Annotated in this window: 8 protein-coding genes; 5 read left to right on the top strand and 3 right to left on the bottom strand. The window is 74.1% G+C overall.

The annotated features are described in order from the left end of the window. Positions 1 to 23: 23 nt before the first annotated feature. The 5 genes from FEF34_RS11210 to glgP all read left to right on the top strand — a co-directional run bounded on the left by FEF34_RS11210 (position 24) and on the right by glgP (position 10,858). Positions 24 to 1,451 (top strand): hypothetical protein, encoded by a 1,428-nt coding sequence (locus FEF34_RS11210; RefSeq protein ID WP_171052911.1) that lies wholly within the window; start codon positions 24 to 26, stop codon positions 1,449 to 1,451. A gap of 37 nt (positions 1,452 to 1,488) precedes the next feature. Continuing rightward, on the top strand, positions 1,489 to 4,092 hold the full coding sequence (locus FEF34_RS11205) for a hypothetical protein (protein ID WP_138053045.1): 2,604 nt from the start codon (positions 1,489 to 1,491) through the stop codon (positions 4,090 to 4,092). Between the two features lie 255 nt (positions 4,093 to 4,347). Continuing rightward, positions 4,348 to 5,952 (top strand): VWA domain-containing protein, encoded by a 1,605-nt coding sequence (locus FEF34_RS11200; RefSeq protein WP_138053044.1) that lies wholly within the window; start codon positions 4,348 to 4,350, stop codon positions 5,950 to 5,952. Positions 5,953 to 6,051: 99 nt separating this feature from the next. Continuing rightward, positions 6,052 to 8,022 carry a protein kinase domain-containing protein gene (locus FEF34_RS11195; RefSeq protein ID WP_138053043.1) on the top strand — a complete coding sequence of 657 codons (1,971 nt, stop codon included), beginning with the start codon at positions 6,052 to 6,054 and terminating at the stop codon, positions 8,020 to 8,022. A 259-nt stretch (positions 8,023 to 8,281) separates the two neighbouring features. Next, positions 8,282 to 10,858: an alpha-glucan family phosphorylase gene (gene glgP, locus FEF34_RS11190; protein WP_138053042.1), complete on the top strand. Its 2,577-nt coding sequence runs from the start codon at positions 8,282 to 8,284 to the stop codon at positions 10,856 to 10,858. A 148-nt stretch (positions 10,859 to 11,006) separates the two neighbouring features. Here the strand turns inward: glgP and FEF34_RS11185 are convergent, their stop codons facing one another. From FEF34_RS11185 to FEF34_RS11175, 3 genes are all read right to left on the bottom strand, one after another. Beyond that, complete coding sequence (locus FEF34_RS11185; RefSeq protein WP_138053041.1) at positions 11,007 to 13,037, bottom strand: M4 family metallopeptidase; 2,031 nt, start codon at positions 13,035 to 13,037, stop codon at positions 11,007 to 11,009. Between the two features lie 614 nt (positions 13,038 to 13,651). Beyond that, complete coding sequence (locus FEF34_RS11180) at positions 13,652 to 14,875, bottom strand: YVTN family beta-propeller repeat protein (protein ID WP_234042357.1); 1,224 nt, start codon at positions 14,873 to 14,875, stop codon at positions 13,652 to 13,654. Positions 14,876 to 15,334: 459 nt separating this feature from the next. After that, the gene (locus tag FEF34_RS11175; RefSeq protein WP_138053040.1) at positions 15,335 to 16,270 is read right to left on the bottom strand and encodes an NADP-dependent oxidoreductase; all 936 of its coding nucleotides are present in this window, start codon (positions 16,268 to 16,270) and stop codon (positions 15,335 to 15,337) included. Positions 16,271 to 16,381 lie beyond the last annotated feature (111 nt).

Genomic DNA, 16,381 nt, shown 5'->3' with positions numbered 1-16,381 from the left:
GCCACGACAGGGGGAGCACCACCATGCCCGAGGACGACAAGCGCCCCGAGAACACGCCGAAGGACGGCAAGCAGGACCTCAGAAGGGACGACCGGGCCGCGGAGGGGCCGTTCGCCGTCTGGGACCCGTCCACACTGGTCGGGGGCCGGGCCGCACTGCCGCCGGTACCCCCGCCCGCCCGGCTCGCACCGCCGAACGGCAACGCGCCCGGGGGCCCGGCCGCCCCCTCGCCTCCGGGGCCCCGCGACGAGAAGGCACGGACCTCCGGCGCACCGCCCGCGGACGCCGGCCGGCCGGCCGAGCCCGGCAGCTTCGCGGAGAGGTTCGGCGGCCCCGAGGTCCTCGACAAGTCCGCCAGGCCCACCAGGACCGACAAGCCGGACAAGCCCGCGAAGCCCGAGCGGAAGACGGCCGCCTCCGACAAGCCGGTCCCCAGGGACGAGGAGCGCAGGGAACCCGAGGGCCCGGCCTCGGCACCGGAGTCGACCATCACCCTCTGGGGCGGCATGGGCAGCGGGAAGTCCACTCTGCTGGCGGCGCTGTCCCGGGCGGTGCAGGACCCCATGTACGGCAGGTGGAGCATGTGGCCGGAGGACCACGCTTCCAAGAAGTTCCTCAGCGATCTCGCACACATCCTCTACCGCGACCGCACGTTCCCGATGGCGACGCTGACCGAGCAGCGCCCGGTGCGCTTCACGCTCGCCGGGGACCTCACCGGGACCCGGTTCTCCCGCGCCGGCCGCAGGCGCTGGCGGCGCGGCGCCGACCGCGGCCGCGATCTGACGGAGTTCAAGGTCACCCTCCGCGACCTGCCCGGGGAGGCGTTCGACCTGCACTCGCAGACCGGCGCGGCCCTCGGCGGCAAGCTCATCAAGGACCTCGGGGCCTCGCGCGCCATGGTCTACGTCGTGGACCCGGTCCGCGAGTGGCAGGTCAACGGCGACGACGGCCCGGTCGGCGACGACGCGCGGCAGAACGCGGACTTCTTCACCGACGTCCTCGCCGGGGTCGCCACCGAGGTGAACATGCGCGGCGAACGCGAGGGCAATCTGCTGCCGCACAGCATCGCCGTCTGCCTGGCGAAGTTCGACGACGACCGCGTCTTCCGCTTCGCCTGCGAACAGGGCAACGTCCGGCTCAACCCGCGCACCGGGCAGCCCGAGGTGATGGACGCCAAGCGCCTGTTCGACGGGCTCTGCCAGGCATTCCCGCACGGCAGCCTGCGCGAGATCAAGCAGCAGATCGAGCTGTTCTTCGCCCCCGAGCGCGTCGGGTACTTCGTGTGCTCCGCCGTCGGCTTCTGGGTCGACCCCGAACGGGGCTTCGACTTCGAGAACCCCTCCCTGGTGAACCCCGTGGACGACGCCGTCCGCTTCGTCGCACCGCCCCAACCCGTCAACATCCTCGAACCCTTCCTGTTCCTGCGGGGCGTCGGCCCGCAGCAGTCCTGACCCGGCACCCGAGAAGCGCACGAGAGGAGAACCCGCCATGGCACCGGGACTGACGGCCGACTGGGCCCTGTGGGGCAAGGAACCCCATACCAACAGCGGCTACAGGGTGCTGGCCGCCTGCCCGCCGGACCGGAGCGCCGACTTCAACGGCGACATCCACCACTGGTCGCCCGGCACCCCCGCGCCAGGGGACCGGCTGCCGTGGATCACCATCGGGCCCTGCACCGCACCGAACGGGACCCCGACGGTGGGCGTCTTCCTCCTCGAGGGCACCGACGCCGTCGACCGGACGAACCGTCCGATCTGCCGGATCAGCCACTTCGCCGTACCCGCGGCCGAGGTCGACGGCCTCGCCCTCGGCTGGTGCGGACTGGCCAGGGCCGCGCTGGACGCCGCGCCGCGGCTCGCGGGGGCGGGCGCCGCACCGGCCCGGTTGCCCGTCACGGCGGGCGGGCGGCTCGTGACCCAGGTGACCGCACACGTCGGGCCCAGCGTGACCGAGGCCGTCCACTGGCTGGCGGCGGCCGCCGGATACCTGCTGGACGGCAAGGTGGTGGTGACGGGGGGCCGCATGTACGACCCGCTCGTGCTGCTGGACGTCCTCGACTGCGTCGCGGCCATGCTGCCCTTCGGAATGCGCCGCACCCTCTCGGCCGCCACCTGGGTCTCCTCGGGGTCCGAGGTCCCCATGCGCCTGTACTGGGGAGTCCCCGACGAGGCTCCGGGCGTCGTCAGCCTGGCCTGGGGCGGGGAGCTCCCGGACGTCGGCGGACTGTCCGCCGACGCGCGCTCCTACCGCGACCTGCTGATCGAGGCGTGGGCCCGGCACGGGAGCGAGATGGTCCTGGGACATCTGGCGGACGCGCGCGAACCGATGGACATCGACGGCCCGGACGCGCACGGGGAAGCCCTCCGGGTACTCGGCGGCCTCGACCCGGCGCTCGCCGTCGCGCAGGAGGTCCGCGCGGGGCGGGAGGTGGAGGGCGACCGCATCGACGCGGCCCTCCGGCACCCGCTGGCCGACCCCCGTTCCGTCACCGTCCTCTCCGGGCAGAAGCTGGCGGGCCACTCCACCGACATGGCCCCCCTCGCCCGCCACCTGAAGCACCACGAGGTCTCGGCGGCCTTCCGCGACCAGCTCGTCGACGATCTGCTGAACGACGAGCCGGAACGGGCCCGGGGCCGGTTCCAGACCGCGCGCGCCGCCACCTCCGGCACGAAGGAGGACCTGGAGCCCCTCGACCAGGTCCTGGCGTTCGTCATCGGCGAGGTGCGGGACCGGAAGGGATCGGAGGCCCCCGACCCCGTCGTGGAACAACTCCTGCCCGCCGTGGCGCCGTTCGCCGAGGGCACCATGGCCTTCACCCAGTCCCTGCTGCTGGGCACCCCCGGCCTCGCAGGCCGCCTCGTCCACGCCCTCTGCGCCGGACCCGACCCCGCCGCGGACGTCCTGGCCTGGCTCCGGTGGCTCGGCGACGGGTCCCCGCCCCGGGCCGCGGGCAGCGCGGAACTCACCCCGCTGTACGGACTGCTGGAATCCGGGCACGGCACGCCCTCCCGGAAGTGGACCACCGCGCACCCGGAGGCCGCCGTACGACTGCTCGGGGCGGCCGCGGCGTGTGGGCGCGCGGAGTACCTGCTCCAGGAGGAGTTCTTCCAGCGCCTCGTCAACTGCGCCTTCCTCAAGACCCCGTCCGACCCCTTCGAGGAGCCGCCCCACCTTCTGCTCACCCGGGCGCTGACCCACCCCCCGCAGGCCGTGCGACCGGAGACCGCCGCCCGCTGGGACGTGCTCTGCGCTCTCACAGGACTTCCGCCCCTGGCCCTCCTCGCCCTGGCCGAGGCTCCGGAGAAGCCCGGCTCCGGCGGCCTCGGCCCCCGCCTCGACGGCTATGTCTCGACGCTGTGCGCCGAGCTGGAGTCGCACACCGTGCGCAGCAACGCCACGCTCGTGGTCCAGACGCTGCTGAAGTGGGTCCTGGAGGTCGATCCGCAGACCGGCGAGGGTCCCGGGCGCGCCGGCCGGGAACTGACGTCACGTCTGCTCGACCGGCACGGCCCGCACGTCCAGGTCGTGGCGGACGCCGTCCGGCTGCTGACCGAGGACCCCGACTGGCACGAGACCGAGCTGGACGAACAGTGGCTGAACCGCCTCGCGGGGCGACTGCCCCAACTGTCGACGGCCCTGACGCTCCGCGTCGTGCACCGTACCGCCCTACGGGCCAAGGACAGCCCCGAGGACCTCGGCGAACTCGCGGCGCAGCTCTACGCGGCCCGCCGGGCCGGGGCCGGCACCGACCAGCTCTGCGCCCCCCTGCAGTCCTGGGCCGCACGGGAACGCACCGGCCACCGCGTCCTCGCGATCCTCACCTCGTACCGCCTGGCCTGGGAGCCCTACACCGGCGTGGGGCGGGCACTGGAGGAGACGCAGGAGCTGGAACTCGCCTTCGCCCGGGGCGGCCGGGATCCCCGGATCTGGCAGCACTACCGCGACCACGCCATCCGGCAACTGACCGCGGAACGGACCGGGATCGAGCAGGAGATCCGGGACCTCCGGCACAAGCAGCGGAGGACGGAGCAGGAGATCGCCCGGCTGCGGGAACTCGGGGCCACGGCCGCCGCTTTCCCCACCCGCTCCTAGCCCCGCCCCGCGCCCGCGGCAGCCGCCCGCTCGTAACCCCGCCCGGAGCCCCCGACAACCGTCCGCCCGCAGCGGCCGCCGTACCCGCACGAAACGCCCCGCCCCACCGGTTCGCAGCACCCGCCGCGCCGACACGCAGTGCCCGCAACACCGCGACACCCGCCGTACCCACCACCGCCCCACCGGCCGCTCCCGGCCCCGGCGCAACGCCGGGCCCCGAGGCCCGTTCCACGCACGTCACAGGGGGGACCCCTCATGCTCACCGTCCACGCAACGGCGCGCCGCGCCCTGCCTCTCGCCCTCGGCGCCGCGCTGGCCGCGTCCGGCGCTCCGGCCGCCGCCGCTCCGGCCGCCGACACCCCGCTCCCGCGCGAGGGCATCTACCGTTCGCTGAAGGTCGACGAGGTGCCGGCGGCGTACGTCGTCCTCATCGACACCTCCAGCTCCATGCAGGACCGCGGCCCCGACGGCGCACCGCTCTACGCCACCGTCAAACGGCGGCTGGACGCCTTCCTCAGGACCCTCACCCCCGCCGACGAGGTCGCGGTCGTCACCTTCGGCCGGGCCACGAGCGTCATCCACCCCATGTCCCCGGTGAAGGCGAAGGGCGGCGGCGGCCTCTTCGCCAAGGGGCTCCCGGCCACCGCCACGGAGTCGGCCAGCGACCACGGATCCGCGCTGGAGGCCGCCGCCGAGCAGCTCAACCGCAGCACGGCCCCGGTCGGGGCGGTGCTCCTGCTGACCGACGGCGCCGTCAACGCGCCGGGCAGCCCGTACGAGCGCCAGGGCACTCCGGCGTGGAAGCGCCTCAAGGAGCGCTACTCGGCGATGGGGACCAACCGGAAGATCGTCGGCTACGGTGTGCCGCTCGCCGAGGGCACCCGCGTCGGCGAGGTCCTCGGCGGAGCGTTCGGCGCCCCGCGCATCCTGCCCGTGGACCCCGCGGCGCTGGGCACACAGCTCGGCGTCGCCAAGGACCAGGTGCGCGCGGAGAAGGCCGTGAGCGTCCTCCGGGCGGACGAGGGGAAGGGGGTGGCCGTCTCCGTCGAGGGGGAGGGGGTGCGCCGGCCCGGGCCCGGAGCGGTCACCATGGCCACCGGGGACCGTACGGGCGCCCGCTCCAGGACCGTGCGCGTCACGCTGTCGTCCGAGGCCCGGCACGTCCCGCTGCGGGTCACCCTGCGGGCGGTCGCCGAACGAGGCGGTCCGGACGTGGACGTCAGCGGTGCGGGGCGGGCCGTGGACCTGGCTCCGGGGCAGAGCCGTACGGTCGAGCTGACGCTGGCGTGGAACCAGGATCCGGAGTTCGCCCTGATCCCGGGAGCCCGGGACTTCCGCGCCGGGCTGGACCTCCGGGCCGACGTCTCCTCGCCGTGGACACCCGCCGTCCGCAGCTCGCTGGGGTACGCGAAGTTCACCACGGGCGGTCCGTCCGTCACGGACGTGGACCTCGTCGGGACCGTCCCCGGACGGGCCCCGGGCTGGTTCTACCCGCTGGTGCTGCTCGTCGCTCTGCTCGGAGGGGCGGCCGGGTGGCGTGCGTACAAGCGCCGCCGTCCCACGCTGTCCGGCGTGCTGACCGTGACCGACCTGCGGACCGGTAGCCGCCAGACGCTGGCGCTGCGCGGCCGGGAGGTCAGCGAGGAGACGGACGCGGGTGACGTACGGGCGCGGATCACCGTCCGCGGAGGCCACGAGGGTGGCCGGCTCGTGCTCGTCCTGCGGTGCGACCGCGAGGCCCCGCGACCGGGCGGGGAGCGGCTGCGCGACAGCGGCACGTGCGAACTCGGCAAGTCCACTGTGCTGTGCGGCATCGGGTTCTCGCACGAGACCGGGAGCCAGGCCGTCGCCATGCAGTGATCCGGATGCGGCTCCGGGCGCCCTTCCGCGCGACGTGCTCCCGGGAGTCCCTGCCGTTCCCCACCACCCGCACCAGCCGCCCGAGGAGAGGACCCCGTCATGGTGAAGCCGCTGGATCCGGCCGTCGACCCGCCCGAGGCCGCGGGGTTCCGGCTGCTCGGCAGACTGGGCACGGGCGGGTTCGGCACCGTCTACCTCGGCCGTCAGTCGGCCGAGGAGCGGGGCCTCGACACCCTCGGGGCCGTGAAGCTGCTCAAGTCCGAATTCACCGAGGACGCCCAGCATCTGCAGCGCTTCCACCAGGAGAGCAAGGCGCTCGACCGCTGCAAGGGGGCCCGCATCCCCGAGTTGCTCGTCTTCGACTTCGGCGCGGGACGGCAGCCCACCCTGGCGACGCGTTTCATCCCCGGCCTCTCGCTCTACCGCATCCTGGAGTCGCACGGGGGCGCACTGCCCCGCGACACGGTGCACTCCGTGGCCGCCGAGCTCGTCGACACCCTGAGCACCGCGCACGGCAAGGGCCTTCTGCACCGGGACCTGCACCCCGGCAACGTGCTGATGACCCAGGACGGGCCCTGGATCATCGACTTCGGGCTGACCCGCATCCGGGGACAGCGGGTGACGGTGAGCCTGGACACCGTCATCGGCCATCCGCACTTCTGCGCGCCCGAGCAGATCATGGGCCTGGCGAAGACGGTGAACGCGACCGATGTCTTCGGGATCGGCGCGATCGTGCTGTACGGGCTGACCGGGCATCCGCCGTACACCGGGGAGCGGGACGCCCGCGCGATGCTGCTGCGCCGGGTGTCGGGCACCGCGCCCGACCTGTCGGGGCTGCCGGACGACCGGGCGGGGCGCCTGATCCGCGCCTGCCTGGCGGAGGACCCGGCCGACCGCCCGACCCTCGCCGAGGTCGCCGAGGGCTTCGGCGAACCGGGCACCCTCAGGCTCCCGGGTGACGTCGCGCGGACTCTGGCGCAGTACCGGTCCGAGCTGAGGGCACTGCTCACGGGCGCCGGCAACGGTCCCGACCTCACCGTGCCGTTCCGCGCCGGCCGGCGCAACTGGAGTGCCGGCGCGGGGGAATGGCCGCACCAGGTCGTGTCCACCGGCCACGGCGGTGTCGTGACCGCGGACGGCGGCGGCGACGTGCGCTGGCTCGACGCGGCGAGCGGTCGGGAACAGGCGCGGCTCCGGGACTTCGCGCCCCCCGTCCAGCTGTGCGCCGAGGGCGCCCTGCTGCTGGTGTGCGACTCCGCGGGCCGGCTGGAGTCCTGGGACACCCGGGCCCGCACCCTCTGGTGGTCCGTCCCCGCCGGGAGCCTTCCGTACGCGCGGGTGGTGCTGCGCGGGCAGAGCGTGTTCCTCGGCGACGGGACGGGCCGGATCCACCACTTCGACGCCGTCACCCGCCGGGTCTGGTGGCGTACCGAACCGCTCTCGGACTCCGGCGGCGGCCCGGCGGAGCCCGTCGCGGCAGGTCCCCGGCACGTCTACCTCTCGGCCGCGCAGGGCCGCGAACTGCTCGCGCTCGACGACGAGGAGGGCCGCGCGTGCTGGGACCGCGCCGTGCGGTTTCCCGCGCCCGTGCCGGCGGCGCCGCTGGCACTGGACGACGGCGTCGTGGTCGCCGACGGCGACGGCGGACTGCGCTGCCTGGCCGCGGCCGACGGCGGCACGCTGTGGGAGACCCGACTCGGCGCGCCGGTGGTCGCCCCGCCCGTACGGGTCGCCGACACGGTGATCGTCGGGGACACGGCGGGCGTCGTGCACTGCCACAGCGCCAAGACCGGCGAGGAGGTCTGGCGCGCCCAGTACGCGGACGGAGAGGAGTTCTTCTCGCTGTGCGCCGATGGAACCGCCGTCTACGCGGGCGGCTGGCACGGCCGCCTGCATCTGCTGGACGCGGCGGACGGCGCCTCCCTGCAGAGCTTCGACCTGGGCGGCCAGATCCTCGCCACCGCCCACGCCCCGGACGTCCGCACCGTCTACGCGGCCGCTTCCCACGGCAGTCTGCACGCGCTCCCGGCGGCCGCCGGCGGCGCGGCGGACGGAACACGCGAGCCGTAGCCCGAGCCGGCCCAGGCCGTTGCCGGGCCGGGACGTGCACCGTGGCCGGTGCCCGCGCGACCGCCCCGTCCGGCCCCGTACGAACCCCTGTTCGCGGCGCGGGACGCGGCACGGCCCGGGATCCGCCGATGGAGGCACGGCTCGATGCGCCCTCCTCGCGCCGTGGTTGAGCCGGGCGGCGCGCCGTTACGGTCGAGGGGTCGGACGGGCGCACAGCGTCGTGCGTCCCCGGATGAACCCCGTTTCGAAGGTGGGACCTGTGAAGGCCATTCGTCGATTCACCGTCCGCCCCGTCCTCCCCGAACCCCTCGCCCCGCTCAGCGAGCTGGCCCGCAACCTGCGCTGGTCGTGGCATGCGCCGACGCGGGAGCTGTTCCGCGGCGCGGACCCGTCAGGCTGGCGGGCGTCCGGCGGCGACCCGGTGCGGCTGCTCGGTTCGGTGACCGCGAGCCGGCTCGCCGAACTCGCCACCGATCCTGAGTTCCTGTTCCGCGTCTCGGAGTCCGCCCGCGACCTGGACGCCTATCTGCGCGGGCGGCGGTGGTACCAGGAGCAGTCCGGCGACGGCGCGCCCCTGCCCGCCGCCGTCGCCTACTTCTCGCCGGAGTTCGGCATCACCGCGGCGCTGCCGCAGTACTCGGGCGGTCTGGGCATACTCGCCGGCGACCATCTGAAGGCCGCCAGCGATCTGGGAGTCCCGCTGATCGGCGTCGGGCTGCTCTACCGGCACGGCTACTTCCGCCAGTCGCTGTCCCGCGACGGCTGGCAGCAGGAGCACTACCCCGTCCTCGATCCCGACGAGCTTCCGCTGACCCTGCTCCGCGAGCCCGCCGGCAGCCCCGCCCAGGTGTCCCTCGACCTGCCGGGCGGCCGCTCGCTGCGGGCCCGGATCTGGCAGGCGCAGGTGGGCCGCGTACCGCTGCTGCTGCTGGACTCGGACGTGGAGGACAACGCACCGGGGGAGCGGGACGTCACCGACCGGCTGTACGGCGGCGGCAGCGAGCACCGGCTGCTGCAGGAGGTGCTTCTGGGCATCGGCGGGGTCCGCGCGGTCCGCGCGTACTGCCGGCTCACCGGCCATCCCGAGCCCGAGGTCTTCCACACCAACGAGGGCCACGCCGGCTTCCAGGGGCTGGAGCGGATCCGGGAGCTGCTGACGTACGGTCTCGACTTCGACGCCGCGCTGGAGGCGGTCAGGGCCGGGACGGTGTTCACCACCCACACCCCCGTCCCGGCCGGTATCGACCGCTTCGACCGCGAGCTGGTGGCCCGTCACTTCGGCGAGGACGGCGAACTGCCCGGCGTCGACGCGGGACGGTTGCTGGGGCTGGGCACGGAGAGCTACCCCGGCGGTGAGCCGGACGTGTTCAACATGGCGGTGATGGGGCTGCGCCTCGCGCAGCGCGCCAACGGCGTCTCCACGCTGCACGGCGCCGTGAGCCGGGAGATGTTCCGCGGTCTGTGGCCGGGCTTCGACACGTCGGAGGTCCCGATCACCTCGGTCACCAACGGGGTGCACGCCCCGACCTGGGTGGCCCCGGAGGTGCTCGCCCTCGGCGACGACGTCGCGGCGACCCCGGACGCCGATCTCTGGGAGCTGCGCCGGGTGCTGCGGGAGCGACTGGTGCACGAGGTGCGCGGGCGGCTGTACGCGTCCTGGCGCCAGCGCGGCTCCGGCACGGCGGAACTGGGCTGGATCGACGGGGTGCTGGACCCGGACGTGCTCACCGTCGGGTTCGCCCGCCGCGTACCCGCGTACAAGCGGCTCACCCTCATGCTGCGCGACCGGGAGCGGCTGACGGAGCTGCTGCTGCACCCCGAGCGGCCGGTGCAGATCGTCGTCGCAGGCAAGGCGCACCCCGCCGACGACGGCGGGAAGCGGCTGATCCAGGAACTGGTGCGGTTCGCGGACGACCCGCGGGTCCGGCACCGGATCGTCTTCCTGCCCGACTACGGCATGGCGATGGCACGGCGGCTGCTGCCGGGCTGCGACGTGTGGCTGAACAATCCGCTTCGGCCGCTGGAGGCGTGCGGCACCAGCGGGATGAAGGCCGCGCTCAACGGGTGCCTCAATCTCTCCGTGCTCGACGGCTGGTGGGACGAGTGGTACGAACCGGACTTCGGCTGGGCCGTGCCCACGGCCGACGGCACCGCCGCGCACGACCAGGACCGCCGCGACGACCTGGAGGCCGCCGCGCTGTACGGGCTGGTCGGGGAGCGCATCGCGCCGTTGTTCTACGACCGGGGCGCGGACGGGGTCCCCGCCCGCTGGACCGAGATGGTCCGGCGCACGCTCACCGCGCTGGGCCCGAAGGTCCTGGCGGACCGGATGGTCCGCGAGTACGTGGACCGACTCTACGCCCCGGCCGCCCGGGCCCACCGGCTGCTCGCCCTGGACACCGGCGCGGCCGGCGAACTGGCCGCCTGGAAGGCCCGGGTGCGCGCGGCCTGGCCCGGCGTCTCGGTCGGCCACGTCGAGGCGGGCGCGGACACGGGCGCGGCGGAGCTCGGTTCGACGCTGGCCCTGCGTGTGTGCGTCACCCTCGGCACGCTCCGGCCCGAGGACGTCGAGGTGCAGGCCGTGGCGGGCCGGGTCGACTCGGACGACGCGATCGCCGATCCCCAGACCTTCCCGCTGAAGCCGGCCGCCGGCGGGCCCGGCACGGCCGGGCGGTGGATCTACGAGGGCCCGCTCGCCCTCGACCGCACCGGCCCGTTCGGCTACACGGTCCGGGTGCTGCCCGCGCACCCGCTGCTGCCGCACGGGGCGGATCCCGGTCTGGTGGCGTGGCCGACCGAGGTGACGGGGGAGGGCGCGGGGGTGCTGATGCGCTGAAGCCGGGGGTGATCGGTCGGGCGGGCGTGCGGAGGTGCGCGTGCCGGTCCGTGCCCGGCGGTCCCACGCGCGGGACCGCCCGGGGGAGCGGGAGCTCCCCCGGGCGGTCCGGACGGTGCCGACCGCGGGCCCGACGGGCCCCCGGTGCTTACGGGAACGTCAGCTTGACGTTGCTGATGTAGCCGGTGTCGTAGCGGGCGACGTCCTGGACCCGCAGGTTCCAGGTGCCGTTGGCCACCTCGCTGGAGGCGTTCACGGTGTACGTGGCGATGACGTCGTCCGCGGAGTCGCTGCCGCTGGAGTTCTTCAGGCGGTACGCGGTGCCGTCCGGCGCCAGCAGGTCGATGACGAGGTCACCGCGCCAGGTGTGCTTGATGTCGACGTCGACCTTGAGGTTCGACGGTGCGTTGCCGGCGATGCCGGTGACCGCGATCGGGGAGCTGACCGTGCCGAGGTCCGGGATGTTCACGTCGCCGGTGTTCTCGAAGACCTTGCCGGGGCCGGGCTCGCCGCCGCCGGGCCGGGAGCCGACGTTGATGCCGGCCCAGGCGTCGGTCACGGCCTTGACCTCGGCGCTGTTCGCGCCGTACAGCTCCGTCGCGACCGCGAGCGTGCCGGTGCGGGCGCCCGCGTAGTTGGTGGTCGAGTTGAACTTCGTGGTGAGCGCCTTGAACCAGATCAGCGACGCCTTGTCGCGGCCGATGCCGGTGACCGGCAGACCGTCCGAGGTCGGGGAGTCGTAGTTCACGCCGTTGATGGTCTTCGCGCCGCTGCCCTCGGAGAGCAGGTAGTACCAGTGGTTCGCCGGGCCCGAGGAGTAGTGCACGTCGATCCCGCCGATGCCCGAGTACCAGGCGTCCTTGGACCTGCTGTCCTTGCTCGGCTTGTCCATGTAGCGCAGCGGGGTGCCGTTGCCGTTGATGTCGATCTTCTCGCCGACGAGGTAGTCGCCCACGTCCTGGGCGTTGCCGGCGTGGAACTCGACGGCGGCGGCGAAGATGTCGGACGTCGCCTCGTTGAGCCCGCCGGACTCGCCGCTGTAGATGAGCCTGGCCGTGTTGGAGGTGACGCCGTGCGTCATCTCGTGCGCGGCCACGTCGATCGACGTGAGCGGCTTGGCGTTGCCCGCGCCGTCGCCGTAGGTCATGCAGAAGCAGCTGTCCTGCCAGAACGCGTTGATGTAGTTGTTGCCGTAGTGGACCCGGGAGTACGCGCCGACGCCGTCGCCCCGGATACCGGAACGGCCGTGCACGTTCTTGTAGTAGTCCCAGGTCAGCGCCGCGCCGTAGTGCGCGTCGGCGCCGGCGGTCTCGGCGTTCTGCGGGGTGCCGTCGCCCCAGGTGTCGTCGGGGCCGGAGAACAGGGTGCCGGCTCCGGACGTGCCGCGGTTGAGGTTGTTGGTCTTGTGGTTGCCGCGGGCGGTGTCGGTCAGGGTGTACGACGGCGCGGTGCCCAGCGTCACCTGCCCGCTGTACATCGTGTTGCCCGTGCCCTCGTGGACCGCCTGCCACTCGTACAGCTTCGCGCCGGTGGTGGCGTCGGTGACGACGTGCAGCTCGTTGGGGGTGCCGTCGTGCTGCAGACCGCCGACGACGGTCTCGTAGGCAAGCGTCGGTTCGCCCTGTGCCATCCAGACCACCTTGCGCGGGGCGCGGTCGGCGGCGGTGTCCTTCGAGCCCTCGGCGCGTGCGGCGGCCACGGCCTGGCTCTCGGCGGCGGCGGGAGCGACGTCGGCGCTGGTGTCGACGTTCTTCAGCGCGGCCGTTGACGCCTTGCTGACGGACTCGGTCCGTCCGGCCTTCGTCTCGGCGACCACCAGGTCGCCGCCGAGCACGGGCAGGCCCGCGTAGGTGCGCTCGTAGCGGGTGTGTGTGGTGCCGTCCCGGTCCTGGACGACATCGCGCACGACGAGCTTCTCCTGGGCACCGAGGCCGAGTTCGGCCGCGGTCGCCGCCTTGGTGGCGTTGGCCTCGCGGAGCAGCTCCGCCCGCTGGGCGGGGGAGAGCTGCGCGGGCAGTGCGCCGGGGTCGGCCCCGGAGGCGGACTGCTGCTTCGGGGCGATCGGCGCGGCGTCGGGGGCCGCGGCGGCGGAGCCGGACTGGACTCCGACGGCCAGGAGGGCTGCGACTGCGAGCAGAGCGCCGGTCGCGGACGCGCGACGGCTGGGCGTGGGTCTCACGCGAACTCCTTCTGCGAGGGGGGTGAGGGCGGCTGGGTGGGCCGCCCGGCAGAGCTGAGGAGCATGTAGTGCGTGGATCGGTGGAAGCGTCGCAGGAGTGGACGTCTTCTGTCAGGAGCGCGTCAAGAGAATGGCCGGATTGCGTCCGTTGAGTGAAAGGCCGTGTTCGTTAAGCGGACGTTTCGCCGGGCGTTGCGCCGGCGTCGACCGGTGGCTGTGTCAGGCGGAATCCGAGGGTGCCACGGAGAAGCGGACTGAAGACATCCGATTCGGGGACGGCGGAGGGCAGAGGGTACGTGCCCCCCGTCGGGCGGGCGCCCGCACCTGGCTCGTTTCCTGCCGTGCGGCCGTTCCGCCCCCTCATCCGGTGCCGGTCCGCGGGGCCATACAGCACGACCGCCTCCGTCCGTGCCGGTGCTCCCGGCCAGGGCGGGAACCGTTCGGGGATTGTCTGAAAAGGCGTCAGCTGTACGGCCCAGCGGGATGCGCCGGGCGGGAGCGGCCGCTGGGCGGGTGCTCCCGCTGGGCGCGTGGCCGGCGAGCCGCCCGGTGGCCGCTTCGGCGGTCAGGACCGCCAGGGGCGGCCCCGTGCGGACGGGCTGCGGGCGGCAGTGTCAGGGGCGGGGCGGAGGCGGCGCGCCGTACGGTCGCTCGGTCGGGCGTGGTCCCGGCGGGAGACGGACGGCGGCTCCACCGGACGACCGGGTGGATGGGACGCGCGACCGCCGTCCGCCCGGAACACCGGTGACGCGGCAGGCCGTGCCCGGCCGCCCCGGGGGAGGCCCGTTCCGTCCGCGCCGTCGGAACGTCCCCTTCGTTGCCGGGCCGATCGCGACCCCCGTCGGCCCGTCGCCGACCTCGACGGTGCCGACGACCCGGTCGCGGAGGGTGGAGATCACCGACACCTCGTCGTCCGCGAAGTCGGTGACGTACACCCGCGAGCCGTCCGGGGTCGCGGCGATCCCGTTGGGCTCCCGACCGACGGGCACGGTGTCCACGACCTCGTCCCTGTGGGTGTCGATGACGGACACGTCGCCGCTGACGGTGTTGGCGACGTACACGCGGCGGCCGTCGGGAAGCACGGTCACCCCCGCCGGACCTTCGCCCACCCCGACGGTGGCGACGACCTCCTCCCGGCGGGTGTCGACGACGGACACATCGCCGGAGGTCAGGTTGGTGACGTACATACGGGAACCGCTCGGAGCGACCGCCAGGGCGGTCGGCCCCTCCCCCACGGGCACGGTGCCGACGACCCGGTGGCGGTGGGTCCCGACGACCCACACCTCGTTCGAGCCGGCGCTCGCGACGTAGAGCCGGGAGCCGTCCGGCAGGAACGCGAGACCCAGCGGGGCGTCGCCCACGCGGACGGTGTCGACGACCCTGTTGCGGCGGGTGTCGATGACGGAGACGTCGTCGGACGCGACGTTGGCGACGTAGGCGCGGCGGCCGTCGGGGGAGACGGCCACCCTGCTCGGCTCGTCGCCGACCGGCACCGTGTCCACGACCTCGCGGCGGCGGGTGTCGACCACGGACACCGTGTCCGCTCCGGAGTCGGTGACGTAGACCCGTGAACCGTCCGGAGCGATCGCGACGCTGTCGGGCCCGTTGCCGACCGGGACCGTGTCCACGACGCCACCCGTGCAGGTGTCGATCACCGAGACCGAGTCGGAGTGGAGTTCGGCCACATAGGCGAGGGCTCGGTGGCGTGGCCCCCCGTCCGGCCGGAGCGCAACGGCGCGCTCCGCCGGTGCCTCGAGGGCACCGGACGGCGGGACGGGTACCACCAGTCCCGCAAGCACCACGGACACCAGCGCCGACCGCACTCCGGAACCGGGCACGGGGACCTCCCACAGGAACGGCCGACGCCCCGTCAGGGGCGGGGGCGGAGCCGGGACGGGGACACGGCTGCGGCGCCCGGAACCGGTGGGCCCGGTGAGCCCTGCCCGGCCACCCGGACGCGGCCCGACGACCGATCCCGCGCTGCCGCGTGGCCGGCCATCGGCCTCTCCCGCGCGTCCGGTGCGTTCCGCCGTGACCGAGCCGCGATCACGCTATGCCCCGTCGGGCGCCCCCGCGGGGGACACGCGCCGGGCACGTCCCGTGGCGTGGGCGGAGTCCGCCGAACGGGCCATCAGGACCCGTGCGGAAACCCGGACACACCCGCGGTCGGCGGTGTCCTCGTGCCGGGTGGCTCGGGCCGGGCCGCCCTCGAGCGTCGCGCAAGGGCGGCAGGCAAGGCGACAGGGAGGCCGCCGGCCGTGGGGCGGTCGGCGGCCTCCGCGTGCGGGGGCGCGCTGTCAGGCGCGGACACCGATGACGGTCTTGCCGCGAGCGCCGCCTCGCTCCACCTTCTGCATGGCGTCGGACGCCTCGTCGAGCGGGAAGACCGTCTCGACGATCGGCCGGAGCCGCGCGGACCCCACCAGGCCGGCGATACGGGCCAGCTGCTCACCGTCCGGGCGCATGAAGAAGCTGCGGGCCTCGACGTTCCACCGGGCCTTCTTGGCCTCCGCGTCCGGGATGGGGACGATCGAGACGAGCGTGCCGCCGGCCTTGAGCACGCCGAACGACCGCTCCTGGGTCTCGCCGCCGACGGTGTCCAGGACGACGTCGAGGTCGGAGACGACCTCGTCGAACGCCTCGGCCCGGTAGTCGATCACCCGGTCGGCACCGAGCTCGCGGACCAGTTCCACGCTGTCGGCGCCGGCGGTGGCCACGACCTCGGCACCGAGCTGCTTGGCGATCTGGACGGCGGCGGAGCCCACGCCGCCGGCTGCGCCGTGAACGAGCACGCGGCTCCCGGCCCGTACGTCGGCCTGCTCGGTCAGGGCCTGCAGCGCGGTGAGCGCGACGAGGGGCAGCGAGGCGGCCTCCTCGAAGCTCAGGGCGGACGGCTTGGCGGCGACCAGGGACTGGTCCACGGCCGCGTACTCGGCGAAGGCGCCGCCCACGCGGGGGTCGACGCGGGAGAAGACCTCGTCGCCCACCGCGAAGCGGGTGACCTCGGCGCCGACCTCGGTCACCACACCGGCGAGCTCGTTGCCGATGACCATCGGCCGGGTGGGGTCACCCGCGCTCAGGAAACCCTTGACGATCAGATGGTCCACCGGGTTGACCCCTGCCGCGCGGACCTCGATGAGCACGTCGCGGGGGCCGACGACGGGGACGGGCACATCGGTGACCCGCACGACGTCGCGGACCTGGCCGTACCGGTCGATGACTGCTGCCTTCATGGGAATCTCCTTGATCAAGTCTGTACCGGGCCGCCGAGCAGCCGGGCTGTGTACGAGGGGCGGGGGTAGGGGCGTGCCTGCGGCGCGGTGCGCGCGGCTGTGTCCTGACGT

It is taken from the genome of Streptomyces marianii, from assembly GCF_005795905.1.
In the GTDB taxonomy this organism is placed as follows: Bacteria; Actinomycetota; Actinomycetes; order Streptomycetales; family Streptomycetaceae; genus Streptomyces; species Streptomyces marianii.
This window is presented reverse-complemented; position numbering and strand designations above follow the sequence as displayed.